Source organism: Paraburkholderia sp. BR10936 (assembly GCF_040965735.1).
Classification (GTDB): Bacteria; Pseudomonadota; Gammaproteobacteria; order Burkholderiales; family Burkholderiaceae; genus Paraburkholderia; species Paraburkholderia nodosa_A.
The window spans coordinates 136,113-152,413 of record NZ_JBFRCM010000021.1 but is presented as its reverse complement, the minus strand read 5'-3'; the positions used below and the strand labels follow the sequence as shown (position 1 = coordinate 152,413).

The 16,301-nt window shown below is 65.1% G+C and carries 12 protein-coding genes; 9 read left to right on the top strand and 3 right to left on the bottom strand.

All coding sequences use genetic code 11. The features are described from left to right. The 5 genes from AB4Y36_RS33820 to tssJ all read left to right on the top strand — a co-directional run. On the top strand, positions 1-1,038 hold a 1,038-nt coding region (locus AB4Y36_RS33820), incomplete at its 5' end, for a type VI secretion IcmF C-terminal domain-containing protein (protein ID WP_368685320.1). Continuing rightward, entirely contained in the window at positions 1,035-2,624 is a 1,590-nt protein-coding gene (gene tssA / locus AB4Y36_RS33815; RefSeq protein WP_368685319.1) for a type VI secretion system protein TssA, read from the top strand. The genes AB4Y36_RS33820 and tssA, both read left to right, overlap by 4 nt. A 142-nt stretch (positions 2,625-2,766) precedes the next feature. Next, the gene (gene tssF, locus AB4Y36_RS33810) at positions 2,767-4,581 is read left to right on the top strand and encodes a type VI secretion system baseplate subunit TssF (RefSeq protein WP_368685326.1); all 1,815 of its coding nucleotides are present in this window, start codon (positions 2,767-2,769) and stop codon (positions 4,579-4,581) included. After that, on the top strand, positions 4,545-5,702 hold the full coding sequence (gene tssG, locus AB4Y36_RS33805) for a type VI secretion system baseplate subunit TssG (protein ID WP_368685318.1): 1,158 nt from the start codon (positions 4,545-4,547) through the stop codon (positions 5,700-5,702). Before tssF ends, tssG begins: the two co-directional genes overlap by 37 nt. A gap of 14 nt (positions 5,703-5,716) precedes the next feature. Then, positions 5,717-6,247: a type VI secretion system lipoprotein TssJ gene (gene tssJ / locus AB4Y36_RS33800; protein WP_368685317.1), complete on the top strand. Its 531-nt coding sequence runs from the start codon at positions 5,717-5,719 to the stop codon at positions 6,245-6,247. A 128-nt stretch (positions 6,248-6,375) separates the two neighbouring features. Here the strand turns inward: tssJ and AB4Y36_RS33795 are convergent, their stop codons facing one another. Then, positions 6,376-7,842, bottom strand: coding sequence for an MFS transporter (locus tag AB4Y36_RS33795; protein WP_368685316.1), 1,467 nt, complete (start codon positions 7,840-7,842; stop codon positions 6,376-6,378). Positions 7,843-8,048: 206 nt separating this feature from the next. Here AB4Y36_RS33795 and AB4Y36_RS33790 point away from each other — a divergent pair, with 206 nt between their 5' ends. Continuing rightward, positions 8,049-9,653, top strand: coding sequence for an EAL domain-containing protein (locus AB4Y36_RS33790; RefSeq protein WP_368685315.1), 1,605 nt, complete (start codon positions 8,049-8,051; stop codon positions 9,651-9,653). Between the two features lie 168 nt (positions 9,654-9,821). Here the strand turns inward: AB4Y36_RS33790 and AB4Y36_RS33785 are convergent, their stop codons facing one another. Continuing rightward, positions 9,822-10,358, bottom strand: a complete 537-nt coding sequence (locus AB4Y36_RS33785; RefSeq protein WP_368605216.1) for a hypothetical protein — start codon at positions 10,356-10,358, stop codon at positions 9,822-9,824. 347 nt (positions 10,359-10,705) lie between these two features. Next, on the bottom strand, positions 10,706-12,133 hold the full coding sequence (locus tag AB4Y36_RS33780; protein WP_342947602.1) for a PLP-dependent aminotransferase family protein: 1,428 nt from the start codon (positions 12,131-12,133) through the stop codon (positions 10,706-10,708). Between the two features lie 366 nt (positions 12,134-12,499). Here AB4Y36_RS33780 and AB4Y36_RS33775 point away from each other — a divergent pair, with 366 nt between their 5' ends. The 3 genes from AB4Y36_RS33775 (at position 12,500) to AB4Y36_RS33765 (ending at position 16,288) form a co-directional block, all read left to right on the top strand. Continuing rightward, a complete protein-coding gene (locus AB4Y36_RS33775; RefSeq protein WP_368685325.1) occupies positions 12,500-13,831 on the top strand; it encodes an amino acid permease in 1,332 nt (443 codons plus the stop codon). Further along, entirely contained in the window at positions 13,831-15,063 is a 1,233-nt protein-coding gene (locus tag AB4Y36_RS33770; protein ID WP_368685314.1) for an NAD(P)/FAD-dependent oxidoreductase, read from the top strand. The genes AB4Y36_RS33775 and AB4Y36_RS33770 overlap by 1 nt, the downstream gene beginning before the upstream one ends. Positions 15,064-15,139: 76 nt before the next feature. Further along, positions 15,140-16,288 (top strand): branched-chain amino acid ABC transporter substrate-binding protein, encoded by a 1,149-nt coding sequence (locus tag AB4Y36_RS33765; protein ID WP_069264154.1) that lies wholly within the window; start codon positions 15,140-15,142, stop codon positions 16,286-16,288. Positions 16,289-16,301: the final 13 nt, after the last annotated feature.

Sequence of the window (16,301 nt, the reverse complement as noted above, 5' to 3'; positions counted from 1 at the left end):
AATAGCCCGGATACGGAAGCGATGTCGCGCGCCGCCGCGCAGGCGGTGCTGCAGGGGAAGACCTCCGACATCGCGGACAGCCGCGACTACGCCAGCCGGGTGGCGGCGAGCCTCGGCCAGCAATGGGCCGGTTTCGGCCAGCTGTTCCAGGCGCCGCTCGACCAGACCTGGGAGGCGGTGGTGCAGCCCGCGGCAGCCAGCCTGAACGACATCTGGCGCCGCTCGATCGTTGCCGACTGGAACGCCGCCTTCGGTGGCCGCTATCCGTTCGCCGATTCGGACAACGATGCGTCGCTGCCCGAGATGGCCCGGTTCATGCGCCCGGACAACGGCGTGATCACGCAGTTCGTCACGACACAGCTGGCCGGCATCGTCGAGCGTCAGGGCGACCGCTGGGCAGCCGCGCAGGGCGCGGGCACGCAACAGGACGCCCTGCGGCTTGATCCGGCGTTTCTGGAAGGGCTGAACCGCTTGATGCGGGTCTCGACCGTGCTGTTTCCGTCCGGCGACGCGCATATCCGGTTTGATCTGCGCGGTGTCGCGACGCCGGGCGTGACAAACATGAAAGTGATGCTGTCCGGGCGTGAGCTCGACTACTTCAACCAGAAGGAGGACTGGGTCCCGTTCGAGTGGCCGGGCCAGTCGCTGGAGAACCTCTCGCACATCGAATGGAAGACCGAACAAGGCGGCCTGCGCACGGCGCTCGATGCGCAGGGCCGGTTCGGACTGATCCGGCTGCTGGAGCGGGCGAAGGTCTCCCGGCAGGACAATGCGCGCTGGCTGCTCACGTGGACGCCGGATGCAAGCCAGGGCATCGCGCTCAGGCTCCAGTTGCGCAGCGAGGCCGGCGCCGGACCGCTTGACGTCCTGCAGCTGCGGCACGTTGCATTGCCCGCGCGCATCTTTCTGACCGGCAGCGCAAAGGCTGGGCCGAAGGCGACTGTCAGCGGTCCGCCGCCGCTGCCGCCGGCAGCCATCGCCGCGGCGAAGCACGCTGCAATGCCCCTGCCGCAAGGCATTGTCCCGGAGGCGCAATGATGCTGGGCGAACTGTTCAGGAGCCTCTTTCCGGCGCGCAAGGATGCGGGCGAACTGGCGCGCGCGCGGCTTGACGTGTGGGCGCCGTGGGTGCAGCCGTTCGCAGGCGAAGCGGGCGTTGGCCGCGATCCCGGCTACGAGGATGCGTTCTTTGCGCTCCGGGATGAGGCGGGCAAGCTCTCGGGCATCGACGAGAGTCTGATCGCCCGGTCGTGCGAGCAGTTGCTGAAGGAGAGCGGCAAGGATTTGCGTCTCGCGGGTTACTACGCGTTCGCGCGGCTGCGGCAGGATGGCACCGCGGGCTTTGCCGACGGACTGGAGCTGGCTGCCGCGCTCGTCGAGCGCTTTGACGTTGCCGTGCTGCCCGCGCGAGCCGAAGCGAAGAAGGGCGCCCTTGAAATGCTCGCCACCGCGCGCGTGCTGGAACTGCTCGAATCCCGCGGCGAGTTTGTGCCGGCGGACCTCGAACGCGCGCTTGCGGCGCTCGACGTCCTGGTGACGCTCACGGGCGCATGGCCGGAGGCTGCCCGCCCGAATCTGCAGCCGCTGGTGTCGCGTTTTGAGCGGAGGGACAGCGAGGCTCGAAGTGTTGCGGCCGAATCGACCGGATCATCGCCGCCCGCCATGGCAGGCGCCACGTCTGGCCCGATTGCCTCGACGCGAGACCTGCTCGAGCAGGCCCGCATGATGGCCGCGTGGCTGCGCGATCAGGAGAACGGCTACCTGCCCTCGGTGCGGCTCGTGCGCAGCATCCGCTGGGACACGCTCCACGATGTGCCGCCGGCCGATGCCGCATCGCATACGCGGCTCACGGCGCCGCGCCCAGAGCTGCGTCAGCAGATGAAGCGGCTCATGTTGCAGAAGCAGTGGCACGAACTGCTCGAGCGGGTCGAGGGGGCGTTCATGGAGGGCGTCAACCATCTCTGGTTCGACCTGCAGTACTTCCAGCACGTCGCCCTCGATCACGTGGGGGCGCCATACAGCGCATGGCGCGAACTGCTGCGCGCGGACTTTGCGCTCTTTCTCGAACGACTGCCCGGGCTCGAACGGCTGTCGTTCAGCGACGGCACGCCGTTTGCCGACGATACGACGCTCGAGTGGATTGCGCGGCACGCCGTGGTCCGCGATCTCGAAGCGGGTGAGGGTGTCGCGCCGCTGCCGGTCTCGGCCGGTAGTGAGAACGAAGCCTCAGGCGACTGGCCGGAGATCGAGGCGCAGGCGCGGGATCTCGCAGGACGCGATGGAATCGAAGCCGCGTTCGCGTGGCTGGACTCCCTGCCGGACCTCAAGACCGACCGCCACCGCTTCCTGCAGCGGCTCGTGATGGCGCGCCTGGCCGACCATGCCGGGCGTGCTGAGACCGCACTTGCCCTGCTGGTCGAACTGGACACGTCCGCCAGATCGCTGCCGCTCGTGCGCTGGGATCCTGCGCTCGTCTTCGAGGTGAAGCATCAACTGCTACGGGCGCTGAAGGCGACGAGCAACCGCAAGGATGCCGACAAGCCAGCGCTCGCGCGTCGCATTGGCGAACTGCAGGGCGAGATGACGGTACTCGACCCGGCACGCGCACTGGCGCTGGCCCAATAAGGCGCGCGGGATCCGTGCGGCGGCCATCGGAAAGCGTGGCCTGGTGCATGCGAGCCCGACACTGACCGGCACCTGAAACCTGTAGATGAGGGAAGAGCATGGATTTCGGTCTGATTTGTACTGCGAATTAAAAACAGGAAGTATTGCGATGGACAATCCGATTCTGCGCTACTACGAAGCCCAGATGCGCTATCTGCACGAATCCGGCAAGGAGTTCGCGAAGGCGCATCCCGATCGGGCGCGCCTGCTCAATCTGGATCGCGTGGGCGATCGCGATCCGTACGTCGAGCGTCTGCACGAGGGCTTTGCTTTTCTGACCGGCCGCCTGCAGCAGAAGCTCGACGACGAATTGCCGGAACTGACAGAAGGGCTCGTGAGCCTGCTATGGCCACATTATCTGCGGATGATGCCGTCGCTGTCGGTCGTCGAGCTGATTCCGCTGCGGGAGAAACTCCAGAGGACCGAAGTGGTGCCGGCGGGTGTGCCGGTGCGTTCCGCGCCCATCAGTATGCCGCTCGCCGCGGGCGCCGAGGGTACGACGGCACGCACCGTGCAATGCCTTTACCGGACCACCCAGTCAGTGACGCTGCAGCCGCTCACTATCACGCATGCCGGACCGTCGGTGCGGCACGACGGCCGCTCGGTCATCCGGCTGGGGTTCGAGCTCCATCATTCAGCGCGGCGCGAAGAAACCGACCTGTCGCGCGTGCGCCTGCACCTGAACGCCGATCTGCCAGTGGCTTTTTCCATGCACCTCGCGCTTACACGCCAGGTCGACTCGATCCTTTGGCGTATCCCGGAACTGCGCGACGGCGAAGCGCTGCCGTTGTCTGGCGTCACGCTGGAGCCCGCGGGTTTTTCACCCGAAGAGCGGCTGTGGCCCAAGGCCGACGCGGCGTTCTCGGGATACCAGCTCCTGCTCGAATATTTTTCTTTCAGGGAAAAGTTCCTTTTCGTCGATCTGTGTGGACTCGACGTGGCCAGGTTGCCCGCGGGAACGACACGCTTCGAGCTGGATTTCGTCCTGAGGGAGGCCTACCCGTCTGACCAGCGTTTCAGTCGTGACAACGTGCGACTGTTCTGCTCGCCGGTCATCAATCTCTTCGAACTCGACGCCGAGCCCATCGAGATCAACCACCACGAGACGGAATACCGTGTCGTGCCGGGGGGCCATCAGGGTGAACACGTCGAAACGTATGCAGTCGATGCGATCGAGGCCTTCGACCATGTGACGGCAGAGCGCTACGAATACGTCCCGTTTGCCACGTTCCGGCATCGCGGGGGCATGCTGCGTCACGAGGCGCCGGAGCGGTATTTCCACGCGCGGGTGCGCCCCGGCATGTCGGGACTACATGAGACGTGGGTCGTCCTGGGTGGACACGCCTGGGAGACGATGGAGACGTTGCCGGAAGAAAGCCTCTCGCTGCGCGTGACCGGCACCAACGGGATGCTGCCGCGCAAGGGGCTGCGCGAGGCGAGTCTCAGCGAACTCGCCGCAAGCACGCCGAACGTCGCCGGCGTGCGCAACCTCGTCGCGCCGACGCTGCCGCTTTATCCCCCGACGGATGACAGGTTTCAGTGGCGGGTTTTATCTCATCTGGCGCCCAACTTCCTGTCGCTGATGGATGCGGAGGTGCTGCGCGGCGCGCTCGGCCTCTACGACTGGACCGACGACGAACTGAACCGGCGGCGCCTGGACGGCATCCTCTGGGTTTCGGAGGAACTACTCGAGGAGGTTTCGGGCGGCTCGGTCGAGCGTGGCGTGCTGATCGAGGTTACGCTCGATTCCCATGCGTTCGCGGGTGAGGGCGACGTGATGCTGTTCGGCGAACTGCTGCACCGGTTCTTCGCGCTGTACGCGGAAATCAACCTGTTCACGAAACTTTCGATCGTAAGCCTGCCATCGCAGACCCGCACAGTATGGCCGCGCAGCAAGGCAGAGCGCTCCCCGCTATGAAGCCAGAGGAGTTTCCCAATCTTGAGCCCCTGGTTGCGTCGCTGCTGGCCCGCGCGCCCCGGATGAACTTCATGCAGTTGTGCCACCTGCTCGAGGTGAGCGTGCCGGATCGAGCGGGCTTGGGCACGCGCGACACGCCCGAGCACGAACCCGTGCGGTTCGGGTCGTGGCCGCGCGTCGGATTTCCTGCGGGCGAAGTCGCCGCGGTCGACTTCGGCGACGCGGCAGATGAAACCGCGCGGTCGGTGCGGCCCACCGTGCGCACGACCTTCATGGGTCTGTACGGCGTCGACTCGGCGGTGCCGCCGCACATGATCGACGACATCGTCCTGCGCGAGGAGGGGCATGAGGCGGTCGAGTCGTTTCTCGACCGGTTCGATCACCGCTTCGTCACGATGCTGTACCGCGCATGGAAGAAGTACCGCTATCCGGAGAGTTTCCGGCCGGGCGGGACCGACGCTCATTCACGCAACCTGCTGAGCCTGGTCGGATTTGGCTGGGGCGGCAAGCCCGGGCGCGCGGGCTTGCCTGATTGCCGCATGCTGGCGCTGCTGGGCCTGCTATGCCTGAAGACCCGTACGCCAGAGGGCCTTGCGGGAGTGATTGCGCTGGCCGTTCCGGGCGTGGATGTGCGCGCCGACGAGTTTTTCCCGGTGTACGCCCGTCCCGGCCAACCGAGGCCGCTGGGCTCACGTCCTCCGGCGCAGGAATCGGGGAGCGGCGCCCAGCAGGGACTGGGTGGGGGCTACGTGCTGGGCAGGCGGCTGGCCTGGCGTGGTCGTGCGGTTCGGGTGACGCTGCGTCCCGCCAACGCACAACAGGCACACGATCTCCTGCCGGGGGCGTGGCTGAATCGTGAACTGCTCGCATTCGTGCGCCTTTACGTGGGTGTGAAGGCCGACGTTCATCTGCGCATGCAGGTGTCGTCGCGGATCGCGCCTTTGCCGGCCATCGGCACGATTGGCACTATCAGCACGGCATCGGCCACGCCAGCACCGCGTCTTGGCTGGACCACGGTGCTGCCTGCCGGGGAAGAGCGCACGATTACCATTCCGCTCGGTGTGACCGAGGCGTTCCCCGCACCGGCGCCCAATCCTTACCTGAGTCCGAAACGCACATAACCGGGGAAACCATGATGTCTATCCGCCTGACCATTGCCACTGTTGCATCTGCCTTTCTGCTGTCGGCCTGCGGGGCCTGGCAGGCCGTGTCAGACACGTCGTCGAGTGCCTGGCACGCCGTGTTCTACAAACAGGTCAAGGTACTCAACGTCGATCTGTCCGCGCGCGAGGCCCTGAATCCGGACGATGCCGGCCGGCCGACATCGGTCGCGGTACGCATCTACCAGCTCAGGGACCGCAAGCTGTTCGATGGCGCATCCTATGACGATCTCCTGAAAAACGACCGCACGGTACTCGCGCAGGACCTGCAGGACGGCATGGCCGCTGCGTTGAACCCAGGGGCGTCCGCGAGTCTCTCGCAGCCGATGAAAGCCGACACGAAGTACGTGGCCATCGTCGCGTTCTACCGAAACCCGGGTAACGGCAACGGCTGGAAATACGTGATCGAGAAAACGAAGCTCGACGCCGATAAGCCGCTGAACCTCCAACTCGTCGACCAGCTTCTGCTCGCCGCAGACGACTCGTCGCGGAAAGCCTCACAGTGAGATCAGCGATAGCCGGGTGTCGTTCGACATTCCTGAGATGAAGAAATCATTGCCCGAGCTGTTCGTCGAACTCGACGCGCTGGACCGCGACGCACCTTCACAAAAGGCAACGCAGTAACGCCGCGAACCTACTCCTCGCCGACAGACGAAAGCGGCGCGGCCACATGTTCGAGCGACTTGCGCTCTGCGTCCACGCCCCAGATCGCGGCCACGAGTGCAGCCGCGATCATGAGCGCCGATCCCACCGCATAGCCCGTGAACACTTCGCTGCGCTGGTGTGTATCGATCAGTCGTCCGAAGAACGCCGGGCCGATGATGCCGCCCAGCGCCGTGCCGAACGCATAGAACACGGCGATGGCAAGCGCCCGGATCTCCAGCGGAAACGATTCGCTCACGGTCAAATAGGCGGAACTCGCGGCGGCCGAGGCGAAAAAGAAAATCACCATCCACGCGGCGGTTTGCATCGTCGCGGTGAGCATGCCTTGCTCGAACAACCAGCCGCTCGCCGTGAGCAGCACGCCCGAGAGCGCGTAGGTCGCGGCGATCATCGTGCGCCGGCCGATCACGTCGAAGAGCCGCCCCAGCACGATCGGACCGAGGAAGTTGCCGAGTGCGAACGGCAGTAGATAGAGGCCCACGTCGCCTCCCGGCACGTGATAGAACTCGGTGAGCACGAGCGCGTAGGTGAAGAAAATCGCGTTGTAGAAGAAGGCCTGCGCGGTCATGAGCGATAGACCCACCAGCGCGCGACGGCGGTGCCGCACGAATATGGCATGAAACACCGCGCCCAGCGGGGTATGGCCGCGCGCATGCAGACGCAGCGGGTCGTCAGGCGGGTCTTCCAGCGTATGGCCCGCATCACGAAAACGCGTCTCGATGCCTTCCACGATGTGCTTCGCCTCGTCGTGCTCGCCGTGCGTGAGCAGCCACCGCGGGCTTTCGGGAATCCAGCGGCGCATGGGCAAGATGATGAGCGCGAGTACCGCGCCGATGAAGAAGCACACGCGCCAGCCCCAGTCCGCGGGCAGCAGGTGCGGGTCGAGCAGCACGAGCGAGCCCGCCGCGCCGATGGCCGCGCCCACCCAGAACGTGCCGTTGATGCTGAGGTCGGTCCAGCCGCGCACGCGCGCGGGCGTGAACTCCTGGATCGTCGAATTGATGGCGGCGTACTCGCCGCCGATGCCCGCGCCCGTGATCGCGCGAAACGCGACGAAACTCGCGAAGCTCCATGAAAACGCTGTCGCGGCGGTGGCCAGCAGATACACGGCGAGCGTGATGAAAAAGAGCTTGCGGCGGCCCAACCGGTCCGTGAGCCAGCCGAAGCCGAGCGCACCGCACACCGCGCCGGCAATATACGCGCTGCCGGCCAGGCCCACCTGCGCATTGTCGAGATGCAGCACCGGGCTTGTTTTCAGCGCACTCGCTACCGCACCGGCCAGCGTGACTTCGAGACCGTCGAGCAGCCAGGTGACGCCCAGCGCCACGACGATGAGCACGTGAAAGCGGCCCCACGGCAAGCGATCGAGGCGCGCGGGCAGCGTGGTTGCGATGATGGCGGGCTTATCAGTCGTCTCGGTCGTATTGGGAGGATTCATCGGGCAAGGCCGGGTTCAGCACGCGATGCGTAGTAGCATGCGCCGTTCCCGGAATGCGGGGTGCGCGTGAAAACAGAAAAATCAACATGTGAGGAAGCGGTTGACGTAACGTATCGTCTGTTCATACAAAAAGCGGGTGACGTGCAGGGAGCCTATGCCCGGATCATGTCCGGAACGGGGCACGCCATCCATGCACAGGTGTGCCCATGACAAAACCAGCTACGTGGTCTTCGATTCGCAAGTCCCTTTGGTCGGGCCTCACGCCCACGCTCGCCGCCATCGTCACGTTCGTGTGCGCCGCAAGTCTGCTGTTGCTCGCGGCGGCCGCCGGCGTGAGGGAAGGCGACAAGTCGATCCGCATGCATGAAGGTCTGATCGCGCAGGATATGGTGTCCGCTATCGAGCACATTCTCGATAGCGTGCTCACCGCACAAAGTGCCGCGTTGGCCGCACTTCCGGGGCAGCCCTGCGAGCGTGTGGCGCGGCAGTTCGCCGAGCTGAGAACGCACGTCAACTACGTGCGCGGCATCAATCTCGTGGCGAACGGGCGGCTCTACTGTTCGTCTGCGCTCGGCCCCTACGACCTGCCGCTCGCTCCGTTCTTCGCGCATGTACCTGCGAGCACTGCGGTCACGCTGATCGGCGGCTCGCCCTGGCAGGCCCACGTGCCGGTCATGCCGCTCTATGTACCCACCGGCGAGAACGTTGGCCTGCTTTACGTGATCGAGTCGGCGTATCTGACCGATGCGCTCGCGCACGGCGTGCGCTACGGCGCGGGCCGCGTCACGCTCTCCGTGCCGGGCGCTGCGGCGATAGACGACCGTGGCGCGCTGCTCGCCGCCGGCGACGCGGCGCGCCACGCGGGTGCGCGTGCCACATCTTCGCGCTGGGGCTTCGCCGTCGACGTGGCGTTCGCGACAAGCGCGCATCGCGACGCGCGCTGGAAATACGGTCTGCGCTTTGGCGCGGCGGCGCTGCTCGTCGATCTGCTGATCGGCGCGGCCTGGCTCATCGCATTCGCGCCGCGCCGGCTGCTGCTCTCGGCGGTGCGCCGCGGCCTGCGGCACGGCCAGTTTCATGTGGTCTACCAGCCCGTGGTCGAACTGGCGACCGGCCGCGTGCGCGGCGCAGAGGCGCTCATTCGCTGGACCCATCCGAAATTCGGCGCAGTGAGTCCCGCCGTGTTCATGGCCGACGTAGAGGGTAGCCGCCTGCTCGGACCGGTCACGCGCTTCGTGCTCGAACGCGCAACCACAGAGATGGTGCGCGCGACGAGCGAGCGTCCGTTTCACCTCGCCGTCAACGTTGCGCCGCTGGACTTCGAACGCAAGGATTTCGTGGCGGACGTGCTCGGCGCAGTCGAGCACCTGCCGCCGGACATCATCCTGATTCTCGAAGTGACCGAGCGTTTCCTGCTCGAACAGCGCGCTCGCACCGAGGCGGTGTTCGAGACGCTGAAGGCGCGCGGCGTGAAATTCGCTATCGACGACTTCGGCACGCATCACAGCAACCTCGACACGCTCGGGCGCTTTCCGTTCGACTACGTGAAGATCGACGGGCAGTTCGTACGACAACTCGAGCGGCGCGGCGATCAGCTTGTCAAGGGGATCGTGGCGCTGGCCAGTCACTTCGGAATGGAAATCATTGCAGAGGGTGTCGAGACCGAGGCGCAACACGAGATGTTGCAACGTCTGGGCATTCGCTATGGGCAGGGGTATTTCTACCGGCGGCCGGGCTCCGCTGCGAGTATTGCCGAAATGCAGCGCGACGCGAGGCTCGTGCGTTATGCGGTGTCGTCGCCGGTGCGCTAGCGCGAATACGTATGAACGGTCTTGAATAACGAATTCCGTAAGCCGAAGTTGCGAAGTCTGCAATCCTTACCGAAGGTTGTCTGCAAAAGCGCACTTGCTTCCGGTTGCGCCATTTCCTGTTTCGATTAATGTCTTTCTCGATTCGACAGTTAAATCAGATACGCGGATCTAGAAGCCGCGCCGAACGGTAACCGTTGCGCCCGTGCTATGCGAATGAAGAATGGCGACGCGTGCGGTGGCGGAAAACACCCACTCGTCGACGGTCAGCGAGAGCCTGCGCTGAGGCTGCGCGCCGATGTTCAGCGTGCTGTCCGGCACCTGAAGAATCGAGATTTGCGGCGCTGTGGAAGGGCCCATCTGCAGATAATCGGCACTCGACCGTGCAGCCTGCTGCTCACCGTAACGGCTTCCGGGCGCGGATTTCACGAAGTCGTAATGGTATTTGTCCTGTGCCACCGGCGCGCTATAAAAGCTTTCGACTTCCGCGTAAAACGGCTTTGACTGATTCGCCTGATATTCCATTTCGTACCGGTGGAGGTACGCCTGGGGTTCCGGTGGCAGCGCTGGAACCACTTCCATCGGCATTGACGGGATATTGGCGACCGTCATGGTTTCGGGAATGTTCAAACCGGTGCTCTGAGCGAATGCGTAACCGCTCAGCATAAAAAAGGCTGCACCGACAATCTTTTCGTTCAGGCACGTCATGAGCATGCCTCCAATGACGAACTCGAAACATCAAACTGTCGAACGTTCCTGCCGAACTGACTGCCTTTGCATCACTTGCACCAATGCATTCTAGTACCTGATTTGCTTCCTGCCAGCCGAATGTGTGCGTACGCGATGCAGATGGATGCGAAGTCCACCAGAGCGCGGTTGACGTGCACCGTCGTTGCCTAACATCGCGGACGTTATGACCGATTCGAGCTGCGCGAGGCGCACTCGCAGCGGAAGAAATTGCGCATGGACGTGCGCATGCTCGATGGGCTCGCGCCACAGGCGAGCCCGTCGACGCCACATCGACGCCAACCCATTGGGGAAAATCCGGGTGCGGCCTAGATCGTGCCGAAGAGCGCGCGCGGCCGGTCCTGCAGTGTGCGAGCGAGAACCTTCAGTGCGCGCGCGAGTTGCTCCCGCGAGGTTGCACACGCGAGGTTGATACGCACGCCGTGCTCGAGCGTCGAGCGGTCCACCGCGAAGGCCGAAGCGGGCATGGTATTCACGCCGCGCGCGAGCGCGTTCGCGGCGAAGTCGTCGGAACGCCACGGCGCCGGTACGCGCAGCCACACGAACATGCACGCCGGGTCGCTGTTGAGCAACTCGCGCGGCAGGATCTGGAGAGCGAGTTCCTGGCGCGCCTGCAGCTCCGCACGCTGCGCTTCGAGGATGAGGTGAGCGGTGCCGTCCTCGATCCAACGCGTGGTGATGAGCGTGGTGAGCGGCGCAGGCATCCAGGCCGTCGTGCGCACGGCTTCGGCTGCGAGCGGTGCACCGTGCGGCGGCGTGAGCAGATAGCCGATGCGCAGCCCCGGCGCGAGCACCTTCGAGGTGGAGGCCACGTGGAAGGTCAGCTCGGGACACAGGCTCGCGATGGTCGGCAGGCGCTTGCGCAGCAACGGCCCGTACACGTCGTCCTCGATGATGGCGACGTGATGTCGCCGCGCGATCTCCACGAGCGCGAGGCGCCGCTCGAGGCTCATCGTGACCACGCTGGGGTTCTGCAGGTTCGGCACGGTGAAGATGGCCTTCACCGGCATGCGGCGGCAGGCATCTTCGAGCTGGTCGGGCAGGAGGCCTTCGGCGTCGCTCGGGATACCGACCAGCTCGAACTGGAATACGGGCGCGAGCGCCTTGAGGCCGTAGTACGTCAGCTTGTCGGAAAGGATCACGCCTTCGTGTCCCATCAGGCTGCTCAGGACCGCATAGAGGCCGTGCTGCGCGCCGCTCGTCACGACGAGATTCTCGGGCGAGGGCGTGAAGCCCGGCGCGGCGATCCACTGCGCGCCCGCGGCGCGCGCCCATTCGGCGCCCTGGGGCGGCTGGTATTCCTGGGTTTCGGCAAAGCGCGGGTCGCGCGAGATCGACGCCATCGTGCGGGCGAGCTGCGCGAGAAATTCTCCGGTCGCCGGCCGGTTGACGGTGAGGTCCACCACGCCACCCGCTTCAGCGCCGCTCGCCTGACTGCCGCGCTGCGCCGCCGCGCCGACGGCAGGCATGGCCCCGCCGGTGACGATCGAGCCGCGCCGCTTGCTCGCCACGATCAGCCCGCGCGCCTGCAATTCCTTATACGCGCGCGAGACCGTGGAGACGTTGATGCCCAGTTCCACGGCCAGATCGCGCTGCGGCGGCAGGCGGCTGCCGGGTGGGTACTGACCGCTGCGCACCTGCTCCTCGAGATTGCGGGAGACCTCCAGATACGTGGCTTGTCGACCTTTTGTCTGGAGATCGTCATCCGATTTTGTCTGGTAATCGTCGGCTTTCATGCAAGTAGTAACTCCATACAAAATTCGATCGTCTGCCACGTTGCCTTGCTGCTGTGAAATGGACTGCTAGCGCCGCCGCCGCATCGTTACGCCAATAGTACGATATCTGGCCGGAGTTTAGCTGCCTTTGTCCCGGGCCGAAAGGTCACCCACCAGGGAATTTCCTAGTCTCCACACAAAGCATTTTTAATTGCACACAAAAAATTATTGTGTGAGTATGAATTCAAGGTTTTGTTCGGTCGGCAGTTCGGCGCAACACGCACTGTATTACAGGAGGACAGGCTCGTGGCAACCCGGCAACCCACACCCGCTTCAGACGCAACATCCACACCCCTTGGCCACTCGCTGCGCAAGCGGCACGTCACGATGATTTCGCTCGGCGGAATCATCGGCGCGGGGCTCTTCGTCGGGAGCAGCGCGACCATCAGCGCGATGGGGCCGGCTGCCTGCCTGAGCTATCTGCTGGCCGGCATCGTCGTGCTGTTCGTCATGCGTATGCTCGGCGAGATGGCGCTCGCGCATCCGGGTGTCGGCTCGTTCACGGAGTTCACGCGCATCGGTCTCGGCGACTGGGCCGGTTTCACGAACGGCTGGCTCTACTGGTACTTCTGGGTCATCGTGGTCGCCGTGGAGGCGGTGGCGGGCGCGGGCATCCTGCAGCGCTGGATTCCCGCACCGGTCTGGGTAATCGGGCTCGTGCTCCTGTCGCTCATGACGGCCGTGAACCTGCTCTCGGTGAAATCGTATGGAGAATTCGAGTACTGGTTCGCGTCGATCAAGGTGGCGGCGATCATCGTGTTCATCGTGGTGGGCGCGAGCTATCTGTTCGGGTTCAGCTCGTGGCACCAGACCGTGAACAACCTGAGCGGCGACCACGGATTCATGCCGTTCGGCGCGATGTCGATCTTCGCGGGCGTGCCCACGGTGATTTTCGCCGTGGGCGGTGCGGAGATCGCGACCATTGCCGCGGCCGAATCCGACGATCCGGGCCGCAACGTGGCGTCGATGACGCGCTCGGTCATCCTGCGCGTCATCACGTTCTATGTCGGCTCGCTCTTCGTGATCGCCTGCATCGTGCCGTGGGCGAGCATCAAGGTGGGCTACTCGCCGTTCGTGGCCGCGCTCGAAACCATGCATATTCCGGGCGCCGCGGACATCATGAATGCAATCGTTCTGGTGGCCGTGCTCTCGGCGCTGAACTCCGGGCTCTACGTGTCCTCGCGCATCGTGTTCCGGCTCGCCGAGCGCCGCGACGCCCCGCGCGCGCTGCTCACGCTCTCGAAGAGCCGCGTGCCGCGCCTCGCCGTGCTGGCGAGCAGCATCGTCGGCTACGTGGCCATCGTCGCGGCGATCGTTTCGCCCCAGGGCGTGTTCCTCTATCTCGTCAGTGCATCGGGCGCGATCATGCTGTTCGTGTATCTCTCCATCGCCGTTTCGCAGATCGTGATTCGCCGGCGCCTCGAGGCGACGGCGCCCGAACGGCTCACATTCAAAATGTGGCTCTTTCCCTGGCTGTCGTGGGCCGTGGTGGCCGCGATTGCCGGCGTGCTCTGCGCGATGGGCTTCGACCATGCGCTCGCGGGCCAGCTGATGGCGAGCCTGGCGAGCCTGGCGGTGGTGTCGGCGGCTTACCTGCTGACACGCAAGAGGACTCACGTGCAGGAATTCCGTGAGCCTGCAACCAACTGGAAGAAGTAATGGCGCAAGTGGCTGTCATCGGCGCGGGCTTCGTGGGGTTGTCGTGCGCGTACTGGCTCATGCGCGACGGGCACAGCGTGACGCTGTACGACGCGCAGGGGTCGGGCGAGGGCGCCTCATACGGCAACGCGGGCACATTCGCGAACTATGCGTGCATTCCCGTGAACAACCCGGACGTGTTCCGCAACATCCCGCGCTTTCTATTCTCGTCGACGAGCCCGCTGCGCATCCGCTGGGGCGACGTGCCGGCGCTCGCGCCCTGGCTCACGCGTTTCCTGCTGAGCGCGACGCCTCGCCGCTATGAGGGCAGCGTGAATGCGCTCGCGCAATTGCTTTCGCGCGCCTTCGAAGGCTACCGCGAAATGCTGGCCGTCGACACGCTCGCGGCCTTCGTGCGTGAACGCGAATGCCTTTACCTGTATTCGAGCACAGCGTCGTTCAAGGCCGCGCAGCCGGCGCTCGAGCTACGGCGCTCGCTCGGCGTGGCGTTCGAAACGCTCGCGCGCGATGGGATAGCGCAACTGGAGCCGGGCCTCGCGCCACTCTTTTCTCAAGGCACGCTCTTCAAGGGCAGCTGGTTTCTGAGCGATCCGCGCGGCTTTCTGCAGGCCTTGCACGCGATGTTGACGCAGCGCGGCCTGGTGCACCGGCGCGTGGCGGTCGATACGCTGAAGCCAACGTCTGGTGCGGTGAAGCTGATCGATACGGCGGGCGAGGCACATGACGCGGAACAGGCCATTGTCTGCGCGGGTGCGTTTTCGGGGCGCCTCGCGCGCCAATGCGGCGACGCAGTGCCGCTAGGTGTGGAACGTGGCTATCACGTGCGCTTTCCTGGCACCGCTAATCGAATTTCGCGCCCGTGCGGCTGGGCCGAACGCGGCTTCTACATGACGCCGATGGACGGCGGCATCCGCGCGGCGGGCACCGTCGAGCTGGCGGCCAGCGGCGCGGGCAAGAATGCGGACCTGCTGCGCCTCTTGACGCGCTCCGCGCAGGAGGCGCTGCCCGGACTGCCCGAGCCGGACAGCGACTGGCTGGGCTTCAGGCCGAGCCTGCCCGACGCGTTGCCCGTGATGGGCGCGTCGAGCCGCTCGCCGCGCGTGATCTACGCGTTCGGGCACCAGCATCTGGGCGTGACGCTCGGCGGCGTGACGGGCAGCGTGGTCGCCGATCTCGTTGCAAGGCGTGCGCCTCCTTTCGATCTTGCGCCTTATAGTCCGCGACGCTTTTAACCCGTGATTCAAGCCACTTTCCAGCCAACCGCCACATAACACCCACCGCAACAGTCTCCCAGCGAGGATGAGCATCATGAACCGCCGCACTCTCGTACTAACGATGGCCCTCGGGCTGATGGGCTTGCACGGCCCCGCGCAGGCGGCCGACCCCGAGGTTGTGAAGATCGGCTTCGCGGGTCCGCTCACCGGCCCGGTGGCGCGCGTCGGCAAGGACTTGCAGTACGGCGCGCAGCTCGCGATCGACGAGGAGAACGCCAAACACCCCATGATTGCGGGCAAGCCGGTGAAGTACGTGCTCGACGTGCAGGACGACCAGGCCGATCCGCACGTGGCCGTGCAGGTGGCGCAAAAGCTCGTGGACGACGGCGTGGTCGGCGTGATCGGCCACTACAACTCGGGCTGCAGCATTCCCGCTTCGACGGTGTATCACAATGCGAATGTCGCGATGATCACGCCGGGCTCGACGAATCCGGCGCTGACCCAGCAGGGCTACGCGAACGTGTTTCGCACCATGGGCAACGACGGCATCGGCGGCGTGATCGCCGGCAAGTTCGCGGTGGAGCAGTTGAAGGCGAAGCGCATCGGCATCATCGACGACCGCACGGCCTTTGGCCAGGGGCTCGCCGACGCGTTCGAGAAAGGCGCGAAGGAGGCCAACGGCAATATCGTCGACCGCGAGTTCACCAATGACAAAGCCGTCGATTTTCGCGCCATTCTTACCTCGCTCAAGCAGAAGAACGTCGACGTGATTTTCTTTGGCGGCCTCGACGAACAGGGCGCGATGCTCGCCAAGCAGATGCGCACGCTCGGCATGCCGGCGCGCCTGTTCGGCGCGGGCGCATTGAAGAGCAATGCCTTCCTGCAGATCGCGGGCCCGGCGGGCGAAGGCACGCAGGACCTCGAACCGGGACCGGCGCTCGACAAGCTGCCTTCGGCGCAAGCATTCGCGAAGCGCTACAAGGCGCGCTTCAATCAGGATGTCGAACTGTATGCGCCGTTCGCCTATGATGCCGCGCTCGCGATGATCAAGGCGATTCGCGACGCCGATTCGCTCGACCGCGCAAAGATCGTCGCGAGTTTCCCGAAAGTGACGGTGGTGGGGGTGACGGGCAATATCGCGTTCGATCCGCACGGCGACCTCATCAAGCCGCCTTATACGCTCTTCGAGGTGCAGCAGGGCCAGTGGAAGAGTCTCAAGACGCTCGGAGGCAATGGCGTGTGAAGCGCGTGGGGGC